Source organism: Methanorbis furvi, assembly GCF_032714615.1.
GTDB lineage: Archaea > Halobacteriota > Methanomicrobia > Methanomicrobiales > Methanocorpusculaceae > Methanocorpusculum > Methanocorpusculum furvi.
This window is the reverse complement of the sequence record NZ_JAWDKA010000004.1, coordinates 65,893-80,090: the sequence shown is the minus strand read 5'-3', so window position 1 is coordinate 80,090 and position 14,198 is coordinate 65,893. Positions and strand designations below refer to the sequence as shown.

Genomic DNA, 14,198 nt, shown 5'->3' with positions numbered 1-14,198 from the left:
CTTATCTGATTCTGCAGTCAGGCTCGATTTTTTTGCAGATGTTTCTGACCTCTGTCATGATCTCATCGAATCTGTTTTCCTCAGCGTCGATGATCAGTTTTTCGGTCATGAAGCTGATCGAGGCTTCGCTGACGCCGTCGATTTTTCTGATGCCGGTTTCCATGAGTGCTGCACAGTGGGCGCATTCAAGGTTTTCCATTCTGAATGTTTTTTTCATGATGCTCTGCAGTGATATTGGCGTTCGAGTGTTATAATGCAAAAAGTGACTCTGAGGAGAGGTAGTTTCTTTGGAGATACCGTTTTTGTCTGTCAGGTTTTGCCGCCCACGGAAAAACGGAACACACGGAGTTTCACAGAAAAAAAACATCACGGAGCAGACGTGAACATCACGGAACTCAAATTCAAAAATATTTTCGTGATGTTTTCGTTTCGTAGTGATGCTGAAAATATCCGTGTATTCCTGTGAATCTGCGAAACAGTAAACAGGCATACGTTCCGTTTTTCTCTGGACGGAGCTACGACAAACGTTAGTTGCCAATAAACGAGTTTATGGACATAATTGAAGATACCGGAGAATGGATGCTCTGAGAAGAGGAAGATCAGGTCGAGTGATCGTCAGATTTCGGTGTAAATATTTCTGCAAGTTCCTGATATTCCGTCACAATTTCAGGGGTGAGACTGTACCGAAGTTTTCTCTCCTGCTTTTTTGCGGTGAGCAGATGAGACCGTTCCAGTCTGTGAATATACCAGAGAGCAGTGGTTGTGGAAATACCGAGTTGTGCGGCGATCTCTTTTCTGGTAAGGGATGGCTGATTTATTAATGTCTGAAGTATCAGGTGATCTTTTTCTTTGGAGAGAAGGGAAAGAAGAATTTTCTGGTTTTCGGTGAGACCGGTATTGGCCGGAAGAAAATGTGAACGTCCGCCGTATGGGACCTGCCTGATGTCCTGTGTTTCCTGAAGCCGGTTCAGATGATAGGTGAGAGAGCTGCGGGGTAAAGAAAGGGCATCAGCGATATGTTGTGTATTTTTTCCTGGATGTTCACTGATGTATCTGCGAATTTGTTCTCTGCGGGAGTTTGGATCCGGATCTTTTCGGCTGGTTTTTCTCCGGTAGAGTATGATGAGGGCGAGACCGGATGCGAGGTAGAGGAGAGAGATGATTTTTCCCGTTGAGGGAGGAATGTACGCCATTGGGTAGGTAATGACTCTTAACAGTATCTCTCTGGGTGATAACTGCCAAAACGAAAGGGGAACTATCTCTGTGTCGTCATAGATAGGTTGTATTTTTCCGGTAGCTGAAGTGAAATTGAGGCCGTCAATGTTTTGTCCAAGAAGATTTGGACGGGTGGCAGGATCATCATTGATGCCTCGTATCTGTCCACCGTCAATAAAAAAAAGACAAACTGAGGGAATAAAAATTATCAATGCTATGATGATAATCACAACAAGGTCCCAAAGTTTCTCTTTCTGAAACATTCGTATTAGTAACTATTTATCGTAAGAGTATAACTTTGTGTTCCTGAAACTCTCAGACCGGTGACATCAAAACTCCAGTACTTCCCAGTCATCTGGGATGGTAAGGGAGTACTCAATGATATTTCACCATCTGTCTGTCCATCGTTTGCATCATTCCAGACTAATGGGTTTCCATTGGGAGGATACATGGCGAGGGAGAGATCATTGTTTGTTGTATGATCCCACTGAAGTGAGACTTCAAGAGTCCTGTGTCCGGAGGGTACATAATACTGGTGGGGATCAACTTCTCCCTGTCTTACTTCTCCATAAATCGGTGGCGCTTTTGTTACGGATATCACACCCAGCTCAACTGTTTTCATGTCAATTGTTGTTGCAGAACAGGAGGCAGCGGCTACAGGCAGTATACAAACGGCCAGTACTACTACTATACTTACCAGAATCGAGATTGAAAATCTCATGAACTACTTTTTTTCATAAAATGATATGAATACATTGGTCAAAATATAGTTTTTTCAGAAACGTCCATGCGCCGGAGTACACTGGGTTGAGAGATATTTTTCAAAAAACTATGTTTTGTCCAATCTTTTCATATAGGGTTATCGAAGATATGCTCGTTTGTAAATCCGACGTACTCCTGAACAAACAGGTGTGTGGTATGAAGGAAGGGTTTGCAGGAAACGTGAACGAAAATGAAATGGAAAAAGATCATTTCAACGAAATTGGTACTGCTCGTCCTGCTGCTCGCAGCGGTGGTGATGACTGTGCCTGTAAGTGCAACCAATGAACTCATAGCAATCCCAGAACCCATCAATTCCAATGAAGTACATCTAGGAGGAATTACGGTCGGAATTATTGATGACATTATTGAGAGAACGAATTCCAGTGCCTTATTGACACCTAGTGAGATAGATGAACGTGTATCTGCATTAACTCAAATAAAAGCTGTATTTCCGGATGTAACTGAAAACGACGTTAGTCTTATCAGATTGGCCATGTCCGATATTTTAGCTGAAATTGATCAATCTGAAGCACCTGATCCTGGAATCACACCATATTGGGGAGGATATGATCCTGGACATGGTATCATTGAAGGAGGGCCCCACAATGAATTTGCTAGAGATGCCTGTTTGTATGCAGGAGCAAGTGCAGAAAATGCTATTATTGCCGGGATATATGGAAAAGAACCGGATACATGGTGGGGAGGAGCAGACTGTGCAACACATTATTCTGGGACTGGGGCTCCTGGGCTGGCCAAAACCTATGCAAATGATGCGAAAAACTACCTTGATCAATCTAATACATTTGAAGGGTTTAGAAGATTAGCCCATTCTATCCACATGATGTCAGACATGTCTCAACCATATCATACTGGGAGTGGTATTCAGAATTACATACGACACACGCGATACGAAGAATATCTAAATAGTAACTGGAGCTTAAATGCAAATTATTCCAATATTATGCATAATGAGCCGTATTACTATGCAGTCACAGATGTTGAAATCTCAGCATACAACCTAGCAGATTATATTTATCCATATCTCAGTACTGTAGATTATATTATGGGTACCAATGAAAACACCTGGTCCTCAAACACGGAGTTAATCAGTATTACATCTGATTGTGTGAGAGAGGCTACACGTTATTGTCGTGGTACTGCAATATATGTTCTGGGATAGGATCGTGATCATGATTAAAAAAAAACTCACAAAAAAACATATTTTTCTCATCAGTATTGTCTGCGTCGTTGTGTTCATACTCGCAGTTCCAGCTCTCTTCGCCTTCTGTTACAATCTCAACAACGCAGATGTTGAATACAGCCTTGAAATACAAGGTCTTGCAGGAGTCTCCGCCGAAAATCATCCGGTGATCCTTCTGGTACCATTACCTCTTATGAATGATCAGCCTGCATTTTCAAACGCATCATTTACGGTTGAGTTTGACGGCTGGAACAGTTCTGTCGTTTTGACCGAATACGGCCCAATGCTTTCGTTCACCTCAGTCTCCTCTCCGCTCAAAAATCTACGTGCAACGTACGGGAGATACAACATGTTTGTTGATGATGTTCCTGTATCGACACTCGCCGGACAACGATTTTCTCCGGAGACTGCCGAAACAACAACGCCGTACTCCTTGCATGACCGGATTACTGAGCCCTCGTTGCCAGTAGATACGCAGATCGGCACATTTCCTCCCAGTGTAATCGTGGCCACCCGAGACCCATCATTACCAGCCTATCAGAGAGGTCCAAGGTACTCCAGCAGGGAAGACATCGGTCCAACTCTCGTCTACATTCCAGATACTCTGTATCATAATATCTCAAACCTCAGCATCTTCATCGAATATCAGACGAGATCAAAATACGGAAATCTCTTCACAGAACCAAACAACATGAGAGGATATTACACCACAGTTATCATCGAACAGATTCCCGGAAATATTTCCGGTTGGATCCCAGTGCGACCGCAATCATATCCTGTAATCCGACTGAATAATTTTCCAGTATCATGAAGAAAAAATGGATTATTCTCTTTGTCATAGGTATCATTCTCACAGCCATACTGTGTACTCCAATGATGCTGAACCTTTGGTTCAACATGACGCATGCAAGTATATCTTATGAAATATCTATCACCGGTCTGGAAAATTTCTCAGTTATCGAACCGGTAACAATCTTAGTACCATTACCTCTCATATGCGGCTGACCTGCCTTCCAAAGTGATCTTCTCACACGAACTCCTGACAGCTGGAACTCATCTCTCACCCAAACAGAGTTTGGAGAAATGATTGCCTTCACTTCAACCGTTTCTCCACTCGAAGATCTTGAAATACTTGTTCAACAATCTAATCCTCCCGTCTTTCAGGTTCCTGTAGCTGATTTTGCGGACTTGCAGTTCTCACCGCAAATTGCTATTGACTCTGAACAAGGAAGTTCATCTGATTCGAAATATGTGACTATGTTCTATCTTCCTGAGAAGATCCTATCGGAAAATAGATCGATATCTGTTCATATTGCTTATCATACGTCTTCAAAATATACCAATATCTTGAGACAGGCAAATGATATGTCTGGCACCTTTCATAAAATTATTACTGTATCGAGCCCATTCGATACTGACTCCGGTTGGGTTTCTGTAATTCCTGAAAAATTCCCATCTTCTCAAAAAAATTCGTCGCATCACTCAGTAATCACTTGGTTTGCATTACCGTGATCTCGACCGAAATGTTCAACATTACCCTGAATCCTAATTATTTCGGTCAACGAAAAAATCTCCAAATCCATCAGCTGATTCGTTCCATTGAATAGATATTTGAAATAAGATAGTCTTTTTTTCAAAACGAGAGTTTGTCCATATTTATTATATACTCCCTGTGACAAATTTTCAACCAATCATAGGACGTACACAAATGAAACCTCTCCTCCCGCTTCTCCTCCTCCTCGTTGTCCTCGCCGCTTTTACCTCTGGCTGCATCCAGCCGACGGAAATACAGCCGCAGATACCGGCGCCTTCTCCTACACCCATCCCCACAGCTCCCCCATCGTCAGGGGAACCTACCTTCTGGATCAGCGACACACACCGATACCTCTCCTACTGGAACGAAAAAATGGGCTGGAACCTTACCGACCAGACACTTGACGAATACGCAGAAGAGCTGAACAGTCATCTTGACGCCACGTGGGAAAAAGGAGCGATGGGCTATCATATCACCAACATCAGCGACTACCACCATGCCGTGAAAAACATCCTCGGCCTTACCGAAGAACAGTTCGATGCATTCGTTACTGCAGATACCGAGCAAAAGAAAATCGATCGGGTGAATCATCACAGTCCCAGCTCCAGCCTCTACGGAACTTCTGCAGACCAGAGTTGAAACCGCATCGCAGATCAGGATTGGCTGAACAAATAAAAAAAATGTAAAATATTTTTTTTGAAAAATATTTTTTGATTGGCTCACTAGTGGTACTTGATCCCGAGTCGTCCACAAAAAAACATCACGAAACTCCTACTCAAAAAAATATTTCCATGATGTTCACGTCTGCTCCGTGTTGTTTTTTTTTCGTGAAACTCCGTGTGTTCCGTTTTTCCGTGGGCGGAGCTACGACAAACGTTAGTTGCCAATAAACGAGTTTATGGGTAATACGAAAAAATATCCCCTATCTCAATCTTTAACTAATGACCCGTCAATCATCTAACATTATGAAACCGTCAGAACACGGCAAACTTACCAACGAAGTCGGTGCTCCCGTTGGCCAGAATGATCACGCCGTTACCGCAGGACCGCGGGGGCCGGTCATGCTGCAGGATGTCTGGCTGCTTGAAAAGATCGCCCACTTCAACCGCGAGGTCATCCCGGAACGAAGAATGCATGCAAAAGGATCCGGGGCGTACGGAACGCTCACCGTAACCCATGACATCTCCAAATACACCAAAGCAAAAGTTCTCCAGCCCGGTGCAAAGACCGATCTGTTTGTCAGGTTCTCCACCGTTGCCGGAGAACGGGGGGCTGCTGATGCAGAACGCGACATTCGCGGATTTGCCTGCAAGTTCTATACCGAAGAAGGCAACTGGGATCTCGTCGGCAACAACACACCCACCTTCTTCATCCGCGACGTTCATCACTTCCCTGATCTCAACCGTGCGGTAAAACGCGACCCGAAGACCAACATGCGTTCAGCCCAGAACAACTGGGACTTCTGGACCATGCTGCCGGAGTGTTTCCATCAGGTCACCATCGTTATGTCGGACCGCGGCATTCCTGCAAGCTACCGCCACATGCACACCTTCGGCGAACACACCTTCAGCCTCTACAACAAAAACAACGAACGTGTCTGGTGCAAGTTCCATTTCAAAACCCAGCAGGGAATCAAAAATCTCACTGACGCAGAAGCCGCCGCGATCATTGCAAACGATCGCGAGAGTCATGGCCGTGATCTTTTTGAGGCGATCGAACGCGGCGAGTTCCCTCGCTGGACGATGTATGTACAGATCATGACCGAGGAGCAGGCGAAAAATCATTACGAAAATCCGTTTGACATCACCAAGATCTGGCGGCATGCCGAGTATCCTTTAATTGAAGTCGGCGTTCTTGAGCTGAACCGCAATCCTGAGAACTACTTTGCCGAGGTCGAGCAGTCCGCATTCACGCCAGCCCATGTTGTTCCGGGAATTGGTTTCAGTCCCGACAAGTTCCTTCAGGGTCGTCTGTTTGCGTACGGTGACGCTCAGAGATACCGTCTCGGGGTAAACTACAATCAGATTCCGGTCAATCGTGCGAAGTGTGAGGTTCATGATTATCACCGCGACGGTCACATGAGAACCGACGGAAATTATGGCGGAACTCCTGCCTACACGCCGAACAGTTACGGTGTGTGGACTGCGCAGCCGGATGTTCTGGAGCCGCCGCTTGATCTTTCGGGCGCAATGTATGCGTATGACCCGACCGATGATCCAACCGACGACTGTTTCCGTGCCGGAGGAGATCTCTGGAGAGTTCTTGCAGAGGACAAAAAAGTTCTTCTGATCGAAAACACTGCGAGAAATATTGAGGCATGTACTGAGAACATCAAGTACCGCCACGCTGTTCACTGCGTGTGGGCTGATCCTGAGTACGGCGAGCGGATGACAAAGGCCTTGGGACTTGATCAGATGCGGGTCGCAGAACTTGCGAAGGGTGATCATCCGTCGCTGATTGCGGCGACTCTGCCGAGTATGTGAGACTCGGCTGATTGAAAATTATTTTTTTTTGAAAAATGAAACGCGAATCGCATGCCTTCGGCCTGCTCACCGCTTCGCGGAATAACGCGAATAGCGCGAATTAAAAAAAATTTCTCTCTACATTTTGGAACAAAAAAATCTGTTTGAAATATTTTTTAGTAAATTTTCAAAAATTGCCAATGGCGGTTTTTCAAAAAAATTCTCTCTACATTTTGAAACAAAGAAATCTGTCTGAAATATTTTTTAGTAAATTTTCGAAAATCGCCAATGACGATTTTTCAAAAAAAATTCTCTCTACATTTTGGAACAAAAAAATCTGTTTGAAATATTTTTTAGTAAATTTTCAAAAATTGCCAATGGCGATTTTTTATTCGCGCTATTCGTGCTATTCGCGTTCTTAGCGTTCCTCGCGGTTCAGATTCTCAGACATTCATCATCAGGGTACTCGGGGAACTCGTCGATGATCCGGTATACTTCCCGTCCCATCTGTTTGTTGATGGTCATTGCCACATTGATTGCGGACAGTTCCGCAACAAACGCTCCGTCACTTGTTTTGCAGTGAAGGAGTTCCTTCATGGGTTCTGAGACATGATCATACCAGTCATCCATCATATCTTTGAATGCTGCAAGAATGGATTCGCCAAGATCTGAGCTTTCATAGATCTCTCTTGGATGCAGAGGATCACCAACTGCCTCGTAGCGGTAGACCACTTTTCCGGACACCGCATCGATCACCTCAAGAAACAGCTGCGGCTCCTTCTGGACAAAACCGATACCTTCACTGCAGGGAACTTTTGGATCAGCTTCTGCGTTCCATATTTCATCAGGAATTTTTGTTGAAAATGCCGGACATGTACGCCAGCCGTTTCGTCCGTGATGGTGAATGCAGATACCGCAGAGTCTGCTGAGGAGAATTTTCTCCACCGTCTTTGGTGAAGGGTCACGTTTCTCAGCTTCGGCTTCAATGTATGAAAATCTGGAGAGATCAAATACATCGCTGCGAAGCGGCGTGCACTCTCTCTCCGCAATATCACCTCCGTCAAGCGTAACCAGAGAGTCCTCGGGTGTTTCTGAGACAAAGGTCAGCTTCTGGTCTGCGAAGATGGTGGTCCCGAGCACAAAACAGCTCAGCCCTTTCGCAGTATCATAGAAACAGTACGCAAGAAAACTGTTTCCATCTCCCGGATACTCATACCCGCAGGTATTTGGGACATCGCCTTCGACTATCAGATATTTTTTATGAACCGAAGCAAAACGGAACTGTGAAAACTGCATCTGATGATCATTTTGCACCCAGAATACGATAAAGGAAACGACACCTTTTACAAAATTTTTCCCTCCCAAAAGTGGGCACTTTCGGAAGTCTCATATCATGTCAGCAAAATAAATGTAAACAGTTCTGGGGGCTGAGTTTTCTCCCCGTTCAAAAACCAATACTGATGTGAAAATCATGACTGAAAATCGTCCGAAACTGAACAAAGAGCTTGCACAAATGCTCAAAGGCGGAGTCATTATGGATGTGACGACTCCCGAACAGGCAAAAATAGCAGAAGCTGCCGGCGCATGTGCAGTTATGGCACTGGAACGCATTCCGGCTGACATTCGTGCAGCAGGAGGTGTATCCCGGATGAGCGACCCGAAGATGATCAAAGGCATTCAGGCCGCGGTCTCTATTCCGGTCATGGCAAAAGTCCGCATCGGTCACTTTGTGGAAGCCCAGATTCTTGAGGCAATTGAGATCGATTACATCGATGAAAGCGAGGTACTTTCTCCGGCTGATGATGTCTACCACATCGACAAAAACCAGTTCAAGGTGCCGTTCGTCTGCGGCGCAAGAAATCTCGGTGAAGCCCTTCGCCGCATCGCTGAAGGTGCGACGATGATTCGCACGAAAGGTGAGGCAGGTACCGGAGATGTTGTGCAGGCAGTCCGCCATATGCGTGATCTGAACAGCGATATCCGCCGTGTTGTCGGCATGCGTGGCGACGAGTTGTACGAAGCGGCAAAGCAGATGCAGGTCCCGTACGATCTCATCCGCTTTGTTCACGAGAACGGCAAACTTCCGGTGGTAAACTTTGCCGCAGGCGGCGTTGCGACTCCTGCTGATGCAGCTCTTATGATGCAGCTTGGGGCCGAAGGTGTGTTTGTCGGCTCTGGTATCTTCAAGTCCGGCAATCCGGCAAAGCGTGCGGCAGCTGTAGTGAAGGCTGTCACCAACTTCAATGATGCAAAAGTTCTTGCCGAACTTTCCGAGGATCTTGGTCCTGCGATGGTTGGCATCAATGCTGAAGAGATCTCGATTCTGATGGCAGAACGGGGCAAATAATTCCATGCGGATCGGTGTTCTTGCACTGCAGGGAGCGTTTGCCGAGCATATTTGTATGCTTGGCTCGCTTGGTGTTGAGGCTGTTGAGATTCGGAAGAGATCTGATCTCAACCAGCCGCTTGACGGTCTCATCATTCCGGGAGGCGAGAGCACCACTATTACGAAACTTCTGCATGACCTGGGGATCTTTTCTGATCTCCGGGAAAAAATTTCTGCGGGTCTGCCGGTGATGGGTACCTGTGCAGGGTTGATCGTTCTTGCAAAACGCGTTGAGGGAGGAGTTCCCTGTCTTGCAACGATGGATATCACGGCGGTTCGGAATGCCTACGGCAGACAGCTTGGAAGTTTTGAGACGGTCTCACGGTTCGCGGATGTGGGGGATGTTCCGATGACGTTTATTCGTGCGCCATGCGTCGAAGGGCCTGGAGCGGATGTTGAGATTTTGTCAGTCGTTGACGGACGCATCGTTGCGGTCCGCGAGAAAAATCAGCTGGCTTTGGCATTTCATCCTGAGCTTGATTGCGATACACGAGTGCATGCCTACTTCCTGAATATGATTGATGGGAAGTAATTCGATTTTTTTGTTTTTAGATCATATCTCTAACCAGTAACTGGCGGATGATGATAGGCTATCGCATCTCTGCGATTGATCTCTTCAATGTAGGATGTGATCTCTCTGTTGCTGAGGCCGAATGCACGACCGATTGTGATGTGGAGATCGTTGTGATCTATTGAGTACCATCCTTCCCGTTTGGTGTTGTAGGTGTCAGCGTATTTTTCAGCAATTTCGTCAGCAATACGATTGATCTCTTCGTCGGAGAGTGTTACATTCAATCGGTCTGCCTGTATGATGACATACTCTGAGATATTTTTCAGATACGCATCCCCTCGATCCGGGAGTTGAATGCATCCTGCGGTAAAAGTTGCGAGAACTACGAAGAGAAGGAGACAGATGGAGAAATATTTTTCAGCGTTCATACCATTTTCCCCTGATAATACCGAAGGATCCACAGCGGAGGAACTGAAAGCAGAACAGCCATAATAATTACAAAAACATCCAGCGGCTGCGTATCTCCCGTGCCTGCAACCTGTCCGCTGATCAGATAATACCCGAGAATCGTCATCATCAGCAGAAATCCTTCCGTAACAACTGCGGTCTCCACACTTTGAAAAAGCTGCATTCATATGTACCTTGTCTGCAAGGACGCTTAAGCGTTCGCTGCAACACGTTACCCTTATGATATCTGCCGTCAGATTAAACGGATATCTATGGGAGAGGGAGAAGGATGTCCGGAGAATCCCGGACCGGGATTCGATCAAAACCAGTACAACCGGCTGATTCACTGCGCAAAGACCGGCGACCTCAGCGAGTGGAACAAACCATACCTCGCCGTCGTCGAAGAACTCAAATCCATTTCAGGCTCAGACATCTGGATGGATCGTGCAGGACTTCACGACACCGTCTACGATAGCGCCGGAGATCATGGTGTCCGCCTCGAAGGCGCGGGCCTCGCAGAACTCAACCTCAAAGGCATCGAACTTCGGGACGCATGGCTGGAACGTGCCAACTTCTACAAAACCAATCTGGAAAAAGCCTCACTCGCCCGTGCACACCTTGCCAAATCCTCACTCTTTCGTGCAAACCTTACCGGAGCAGACCTGCATGAAGCTGACCTCTCCGGTGCTGACATGCGGGAAGCAAACCTTGTCGAATCAGATCTCAAAGCAGCAAACCTTTGCGATGCCGACCTCAGGGAAGCAAACCTCGAAGGAGCTGACCTGTTCAAAGCTGATCTCTCCGGTGCAAAACTCAGCATCGCAGTTCTTGAAGGAGCCGACCTCAGGGAGGCGAACCTTTCGGGCGCTGACCTTCGTGAGACAAACCTTTCAGGCGCTGACCTTCGCGAAGCAAACCTTTCCGGTGCAGATCTTCGCGAGGCAAACCTTGAAGGAGCCGACCTGTTCAAGGCTGACCTCTCCGGTGCAAAACTCGGCAGTGCCAGAATGCGCGGAGCAAAACTCGGCCTTGCCGTTCTCAGGGACGCAGACCTCTCCTACTCGGTCCTTCTCAGAACTAATCTCTATGAAGCAGATCTTTCAGGCGCAGTACTTACCGAAGCAGAGATCAGCGAAGCTGACCTCCGCGAGGCGAATCTTTGCGACGCAGATCTTACGGAGGCAAAACTTGACGGCGCAAAACTCTCCCGTGCCAACCTCTCCGACGCAAAACTTATCGGCGCAAACCTTCTCCGTGCTGACCTCCATGACGCTGAACTTGACCGGGCCGATCTGAAAAATGCCAACCTCACCGATGCTGATTTAGTTGGCGCACATCTGCGGGCAGCAACACTTCGCGAGACCACGCTTATCAGAACAAATCTCTCGGGCGCTGCCCTTGGCGAAGCTGATCTGACTCAGGCGAACATGGAAGGATGCCGGCTTGACAACGCAAATTTTGAAGCATCCCTTCTTTCAGGAGCTGTTCTTCGCGGTGTCTCTGCAAAACACACCGACTTCCGTCGTGCCGTGATGGATGGCGCTGACATGACTGCTGCTGATCTGCGAAACGCAACGTTCATGCGTACTGAGATGCGGGGAGCAAAAATGTCAAGATGCGATCTCAGAAATGCCGTGATCGAAGAGGCAAGGCTTGAAGGAGCCGACCTGACCAAGGCTGATCTCAGACAGGCCGACCTGCAGGACGCAGTTCTCTGGCGGGTGAAACTTGTCGAGGCAAACCTTCGCGAGGCTGACGTCAAGGAGGCTGACCTCTCCGGTGCTGATCTTACCGGCGCTGATCTTTCCGAGGCGTACCTCGAAGGCGTAAAATTCCGCAACGCAACGCTGTTCGGTACGACCTGTTACCTTGCCAGTGTTGACGGCAGGACCGTTATTGCGAAGTGTGCGATTGACGGCAACACCGACTTTACCGGTGTGGGCATATCAGCCGCGAGAGTCGATCCGAAACTTCAGTCCCGACTTCTTCGCAATATCCGCAAGATCTGGTGGGGCGAGTGGTATGCCGAGAAAAAAATTCTCCGCTGGATCGGCAGGCAGGCAGGAGTTCCCGAAGAGCCCGAGCTTCCAAAGATCAAGCAGCCGTACGTTCCCGAAAACTCTTCGGTCGCTGCAAGGCTGAGAAATTTTGTCTCATCTTCATCGTCAGGAGCCGATCAGTGGAAGAAACGGTTTTCCGAGAAACCTGTCCGGACACTTTTTGAAGGTATTGTTCAGGTCTTTGAGTCGGTGTTCGTGAACCTGCCGGTGAAACTTTTCTGGAAAATCTCTGACTACGGCAGTAAGACCTGGCCGATTGTCGGAGCGTTCATCCTGCTGAATCTGGTGTTCACGTTCCTGTATCTGTATGTTGTGCCTGTTCTGCCTGCGCTGACGCCGAGCGGTATTGATCCTGTGCCGCTTCTTGCAAATACGTCAGGGCCGGTAATGGGATTCATGCAGACGACGATGATTCTTTTCAGTATCACCGATATTGCAACGAAGAATCTGGGATACATTCCTATGCTCTTTTCTCTGGTGCATGTTCTGCTCGGATACTTTATCCTCGCTGCTCTTGTCACGCGGTTTGCGGTGATGTTCCAGGGCCAGAGTCCCTGATTTTTTTTGCGATTTTTTCGCAGCTCCGCCCACGGAAAATCAGAACACACGGAATTTCACGGAAAAAAACATCACGGAGCAGACGTGAACATCACGGAAATGAATTATTTTCGTGGCGTCACAGAAATATTGTTTCAGATGCAAGTTCCGTGATGTTCACGTCTGCTCCGTGATGTTTTTCCGTGTGTTCTGTTTTTCCGTGGGCGGAGCTGCAAAGCAGTGAGCAGGCCGAAGGCATGCGAATCGTGGGCGGAGCTGCGACGAACGTTAATACTCCCAAAAAAGAAAAATAATTATTTTAGTTACGTCTCAGAACCGCGGCAACTGCGACGAGACCGAGAAGTCCGAAGAGTGCAAAGCCCATTGGCGACTGAGTCGGAATGGGGCCTGGAAGCATACTCAGCGTGATGGACACGTAGCTTGTCTGTCCAGCTCCCGGCATCGTGACCGGAGAAGTCTGTTCATAAAATCCTGAGGCACTTGCCCGGACATCGGTTACCGGCGTTCCGGTTGTGTAGACCGTGAACGTTGTCGGACCATAACAGTATCCGCTGTCGAGAACTGAACCTGATGCACTCAGGAGTTCGACGAATGCGCCGTCAACATTACAGGACACCTGAATGTATCCAACATCGCCGCCGACCGATGTCGGAGGAATCGACACAAGGGTAAGAGATGCCGAGACATACTCTCCGGCTGCGGGCATGGAGACTGAAGAGCTGTCACCATAGTAGCCGCTCTTGCTTGCCCTGACCTGAGTAATCGGTGTTCCCGTAACAGGAACGTCAAACGTCAGTCTTCCGTAGCAGTATGCGCTGTCTGCGACATTGCCGTTTACATCAATTAACTCGACCCAGGCTCCGTCAACATTACAGGAAACCTCAATATAACCGCTGTTCTCACCAGCTGCTGCAACAGGAGATACTGCGGCAAGCAGCAGGACGGCGAACACCATAAGAATCATGTAGAGAATTTTTTTCAAAAACATCACTTCCACTTTTACTAACGCCACGGAAATTCAAATTCCCGTGAATAGGTAATAATCAGCGTGTTTCTCTTTTG

16 protein-coding genes are annotated in these 14,198 nt (G+C 47.4%); 9 read left to right on the top strand and 7 right to left on the bottom strand.

Going from position 1 to position 14,198, the window contains the following annotated elements:
* Position 1: 1 nt before the first annotated feature.
* The 3 genes from McpAg1_RS04330 to McpAg1_RS04320 all read right to left on the bottom strand — a co-directional run bounded on the left by McpAg1_RS04330 (position 2) and on the right by McpAg1_RS04320 (position 1,936).
* A complete protein-coding gene (locus McpAg1_RS04330) occupies positions 2–217 on the bottom strand; it encodes a cation transporter (protein ID WP_338094067.1) in 216 nt (71 codons plus the stop codon).
* A 382-nt stretch (positions 218–599) separates the two neighbouring features.
* Positions 600–1,478, bottom strand: a complete 879-nt coding sequence (locus McpAg1_RS04325) for a winged helix-turn-helix transcriptional regulator (RefSeq protein WP_338094066.1) — start codon at positions 1,476–1,478, stop codon at positions 600–602.
* Positions 1,479–1,483: 5 nt separating this feature from the next.
* Complete coding sequence (locus McpAg1_RS04320; protein ID WP_338094065.1) at positions 1,484–1,936, bottom strand: hypothetical protein; 453 nt, start codon at positions 1,934–1,936, stop codon at positions 1,484–1,486.
* Between the two features lie 197 nt (positions 1,937–2,133).
* On the opposite strand from McpAg1_RS04320, the gene McpAg1_RS04315 reads away from it, so the two are divergent.
* The 6 genes from McpAg1_RS04315 (at position 2,134) to McpAg1_RS04290 (ending at position 7,195) form a co-directional block, all read left to right on the top strand.
* Positions 2,134–2,262 carry a hypothetical protein gene (locus McpAg1_RS04315; RefSeq protein WP_338094064.1) on the top strand — a complete coding sequence of 43 codons (129 nt, stop codon included), beginning with the start codon at positions 2,134–2,136 and terminating at the stop codon, positions 2,260–2,262.
* The gene (locus McpAg1_RS04310) at positions 2,240–3,157 is read left to right on the top strand and encodes a phospholipase C/P1 nuclease family protein (RefSeq protein ID WP_338094063.1); all 918 of its coding nucleotides are present in this window, start codon (positions 2,240–2,242) and stop codon (positions 3,155–3,157) included. The genes McpAg1_RS04315 and McpAg1_RS04310 overlap by 23 nt, the downstream gene beginning before the upstream one ends.
* A 70-nt stretch (positions 3,158–3,227) precedes the next feature.
* The gene (locus McpAg1_RS04305) at positions 3,228–3,989 is read left to right on the top strand and encodes a hypothetical protein (protein ID WP_338094062.1); all 762 of its coding nucleotides are present in this window, start codon (positions 3,228–3,230) and stop codon (positions 3,987–3,989) included.
* Between the two features lie 272 nt (positions 3,990–4,261).
* The gene (locus McpAg1_RS04300) at positions 4,262–4,690 is read left to right on the top strand and encodes a hypothetical protein (protein WP_338094061.1); all 429 of its coding nucleotides are present in this window, start codon (positions 4,262–4,264) and stop codon (positions 4,688–4,690) included.
* Positions 4,691–4,886: 196 nt separating this feature from the next.
* The gene (locus McpAg1_RS04295) at positions 4,887–5,351 is read left to right on the top strand and encodes a hypothetical protein (RefSeq protein ID WP_338094060.1); all 465 of its coding nucleotides are present in this window, start codon (positions 4,887–4,889) and stop codon (positions 5,349–5,351) included.
* 326 nt (positions 5,352–5,677) lie between these two features.
* Positions 5,678–7,195 carry a catalase gene (locus McpAg1_RS04290; protein ID WP_338094059.1) on the top strand — a complete coding sequence of 506 codons (1,518 nt, stop codon included), beginning with the start codon at positions 5,678–5,680 and terminating at the stop codon, positions 7,193–7,195.
* A 414-nt stretch (positions 7,196–7,609) separates the two neighbouring features.
* On the opposite strand, the gene McpAg1_RS04285 is transcribed toward McpAg1_RS04290, so the two are convergent.
* Entirely contained in the window at positions 7,610–8,470 is an 861-nt protein-coding gene (locus tag McpAg1_RS04285) for a hypothetical protein (protein WP_338094058.1), read from the bottom strand.
* A gap of 175 nt (positions 8,471–8,645) precedes the next feature.
* On the opposite strand from McpAg1_RS04285, the gene pdxS reads away from it, so the two are divergent.
* Together pdxS and pdxT are read left to right on the top strand one after the other, a co-directional pair.
* Positions 8,646–9,521 (top strand): pyridoxal 5'-phosphate synthase lyase subunit PdxS, encoded by an 876-nt coding sequence (gene pdxS / locus McpAg1_RS04280; RefSeq protein ID WP_338094057.1) that lies wholly within the window; start codon positions 8,646–8,648, stop codon positions 9,519–9,521.
* 4 nt (positions 9,522–9,525) lie between these two features.
* Positions 9,526–10,092: a pyridoxal 5'-phosphate synthase glutaminase subunit PdxT gene (gene pdxT / locus McpAg1_RS04275; protein WP_338094056.1), complete on the top strand. Its 567-nt coding sequence runs from the start codon at positions 9,526–9,528 to the stop codon at positions 10,090–10,092.
* 29 nt (positions 10,093–10,121) lie between these two features.
* Here the strand turns inward: pdxT and McpAg1_RS04270 are convergent, their stop codons facing one another.
* Both McpAg1_RS04270 and McpAg1_RS04265 read right to left on the bottom strand, forming a co-directional pair.
* On the bottom strand, positions 10,122–10,499 hold the full coding sequence (locus tag McpAg1_RS04270) for a hypothetical protein (protein WP_338094055.1): 378 nt from the start codon (positions 10,497–10,499) through the stop codon (positions 10,122–10,124).
* A complete protein-coding gene (locus tag McpAg1_RS04265; RefSeq protein WP_338094054.1) occupies positions 10,496–10,702 on the bottom strand; it encodes a hypothetical protein in 207 nt (68 codons plus the stop codon). Before McpAg1_RS04265 ends, McpAg1_RS04270 begins: the two co-directional genes overlap by 4 nt.
* An 88-nt stretch (positions 10,703–10,790) precedes the next feature.
* Here McpAg1_RS04265 and McpAg1_RS04260 point away from each other — a divergent pair, with 88 nt between their 5' ends.
* Positions 10,791–13,136 carry a pentapeptide repeat-containing protein gene (locus McpAg1_RS04260; protein WP_338094053.1) on the top strand — a complete coding sequence of 782 codons (2,346 nt, stop codon included), beginning with the start codon at positions 10,791–10,793 and terminating at the stop codon, positions 13,134–13,136.
* Between the two features lie 298 nt (positions 13,137–13,434).
* Here McpAg1_RS04260 and McpAg1_RS04255 read toward each other — a convergent pair whose 3' ends face one another.
* Positions 13,435–14,148 carry a hypothetical protein gene (locus tag McpAg1_RS04255; RefSeq protein ID WP_338094052.1) on the bottom strand — a complete coding sequence of 238 codons (714 nt, stop codon included), beginning with the start codon at positions 14,146–14,148 and terminating at the stop codon, positions 13,435–13,437.
* Positions 14,149–14,198: the final 50 nt, after the last annotated feature.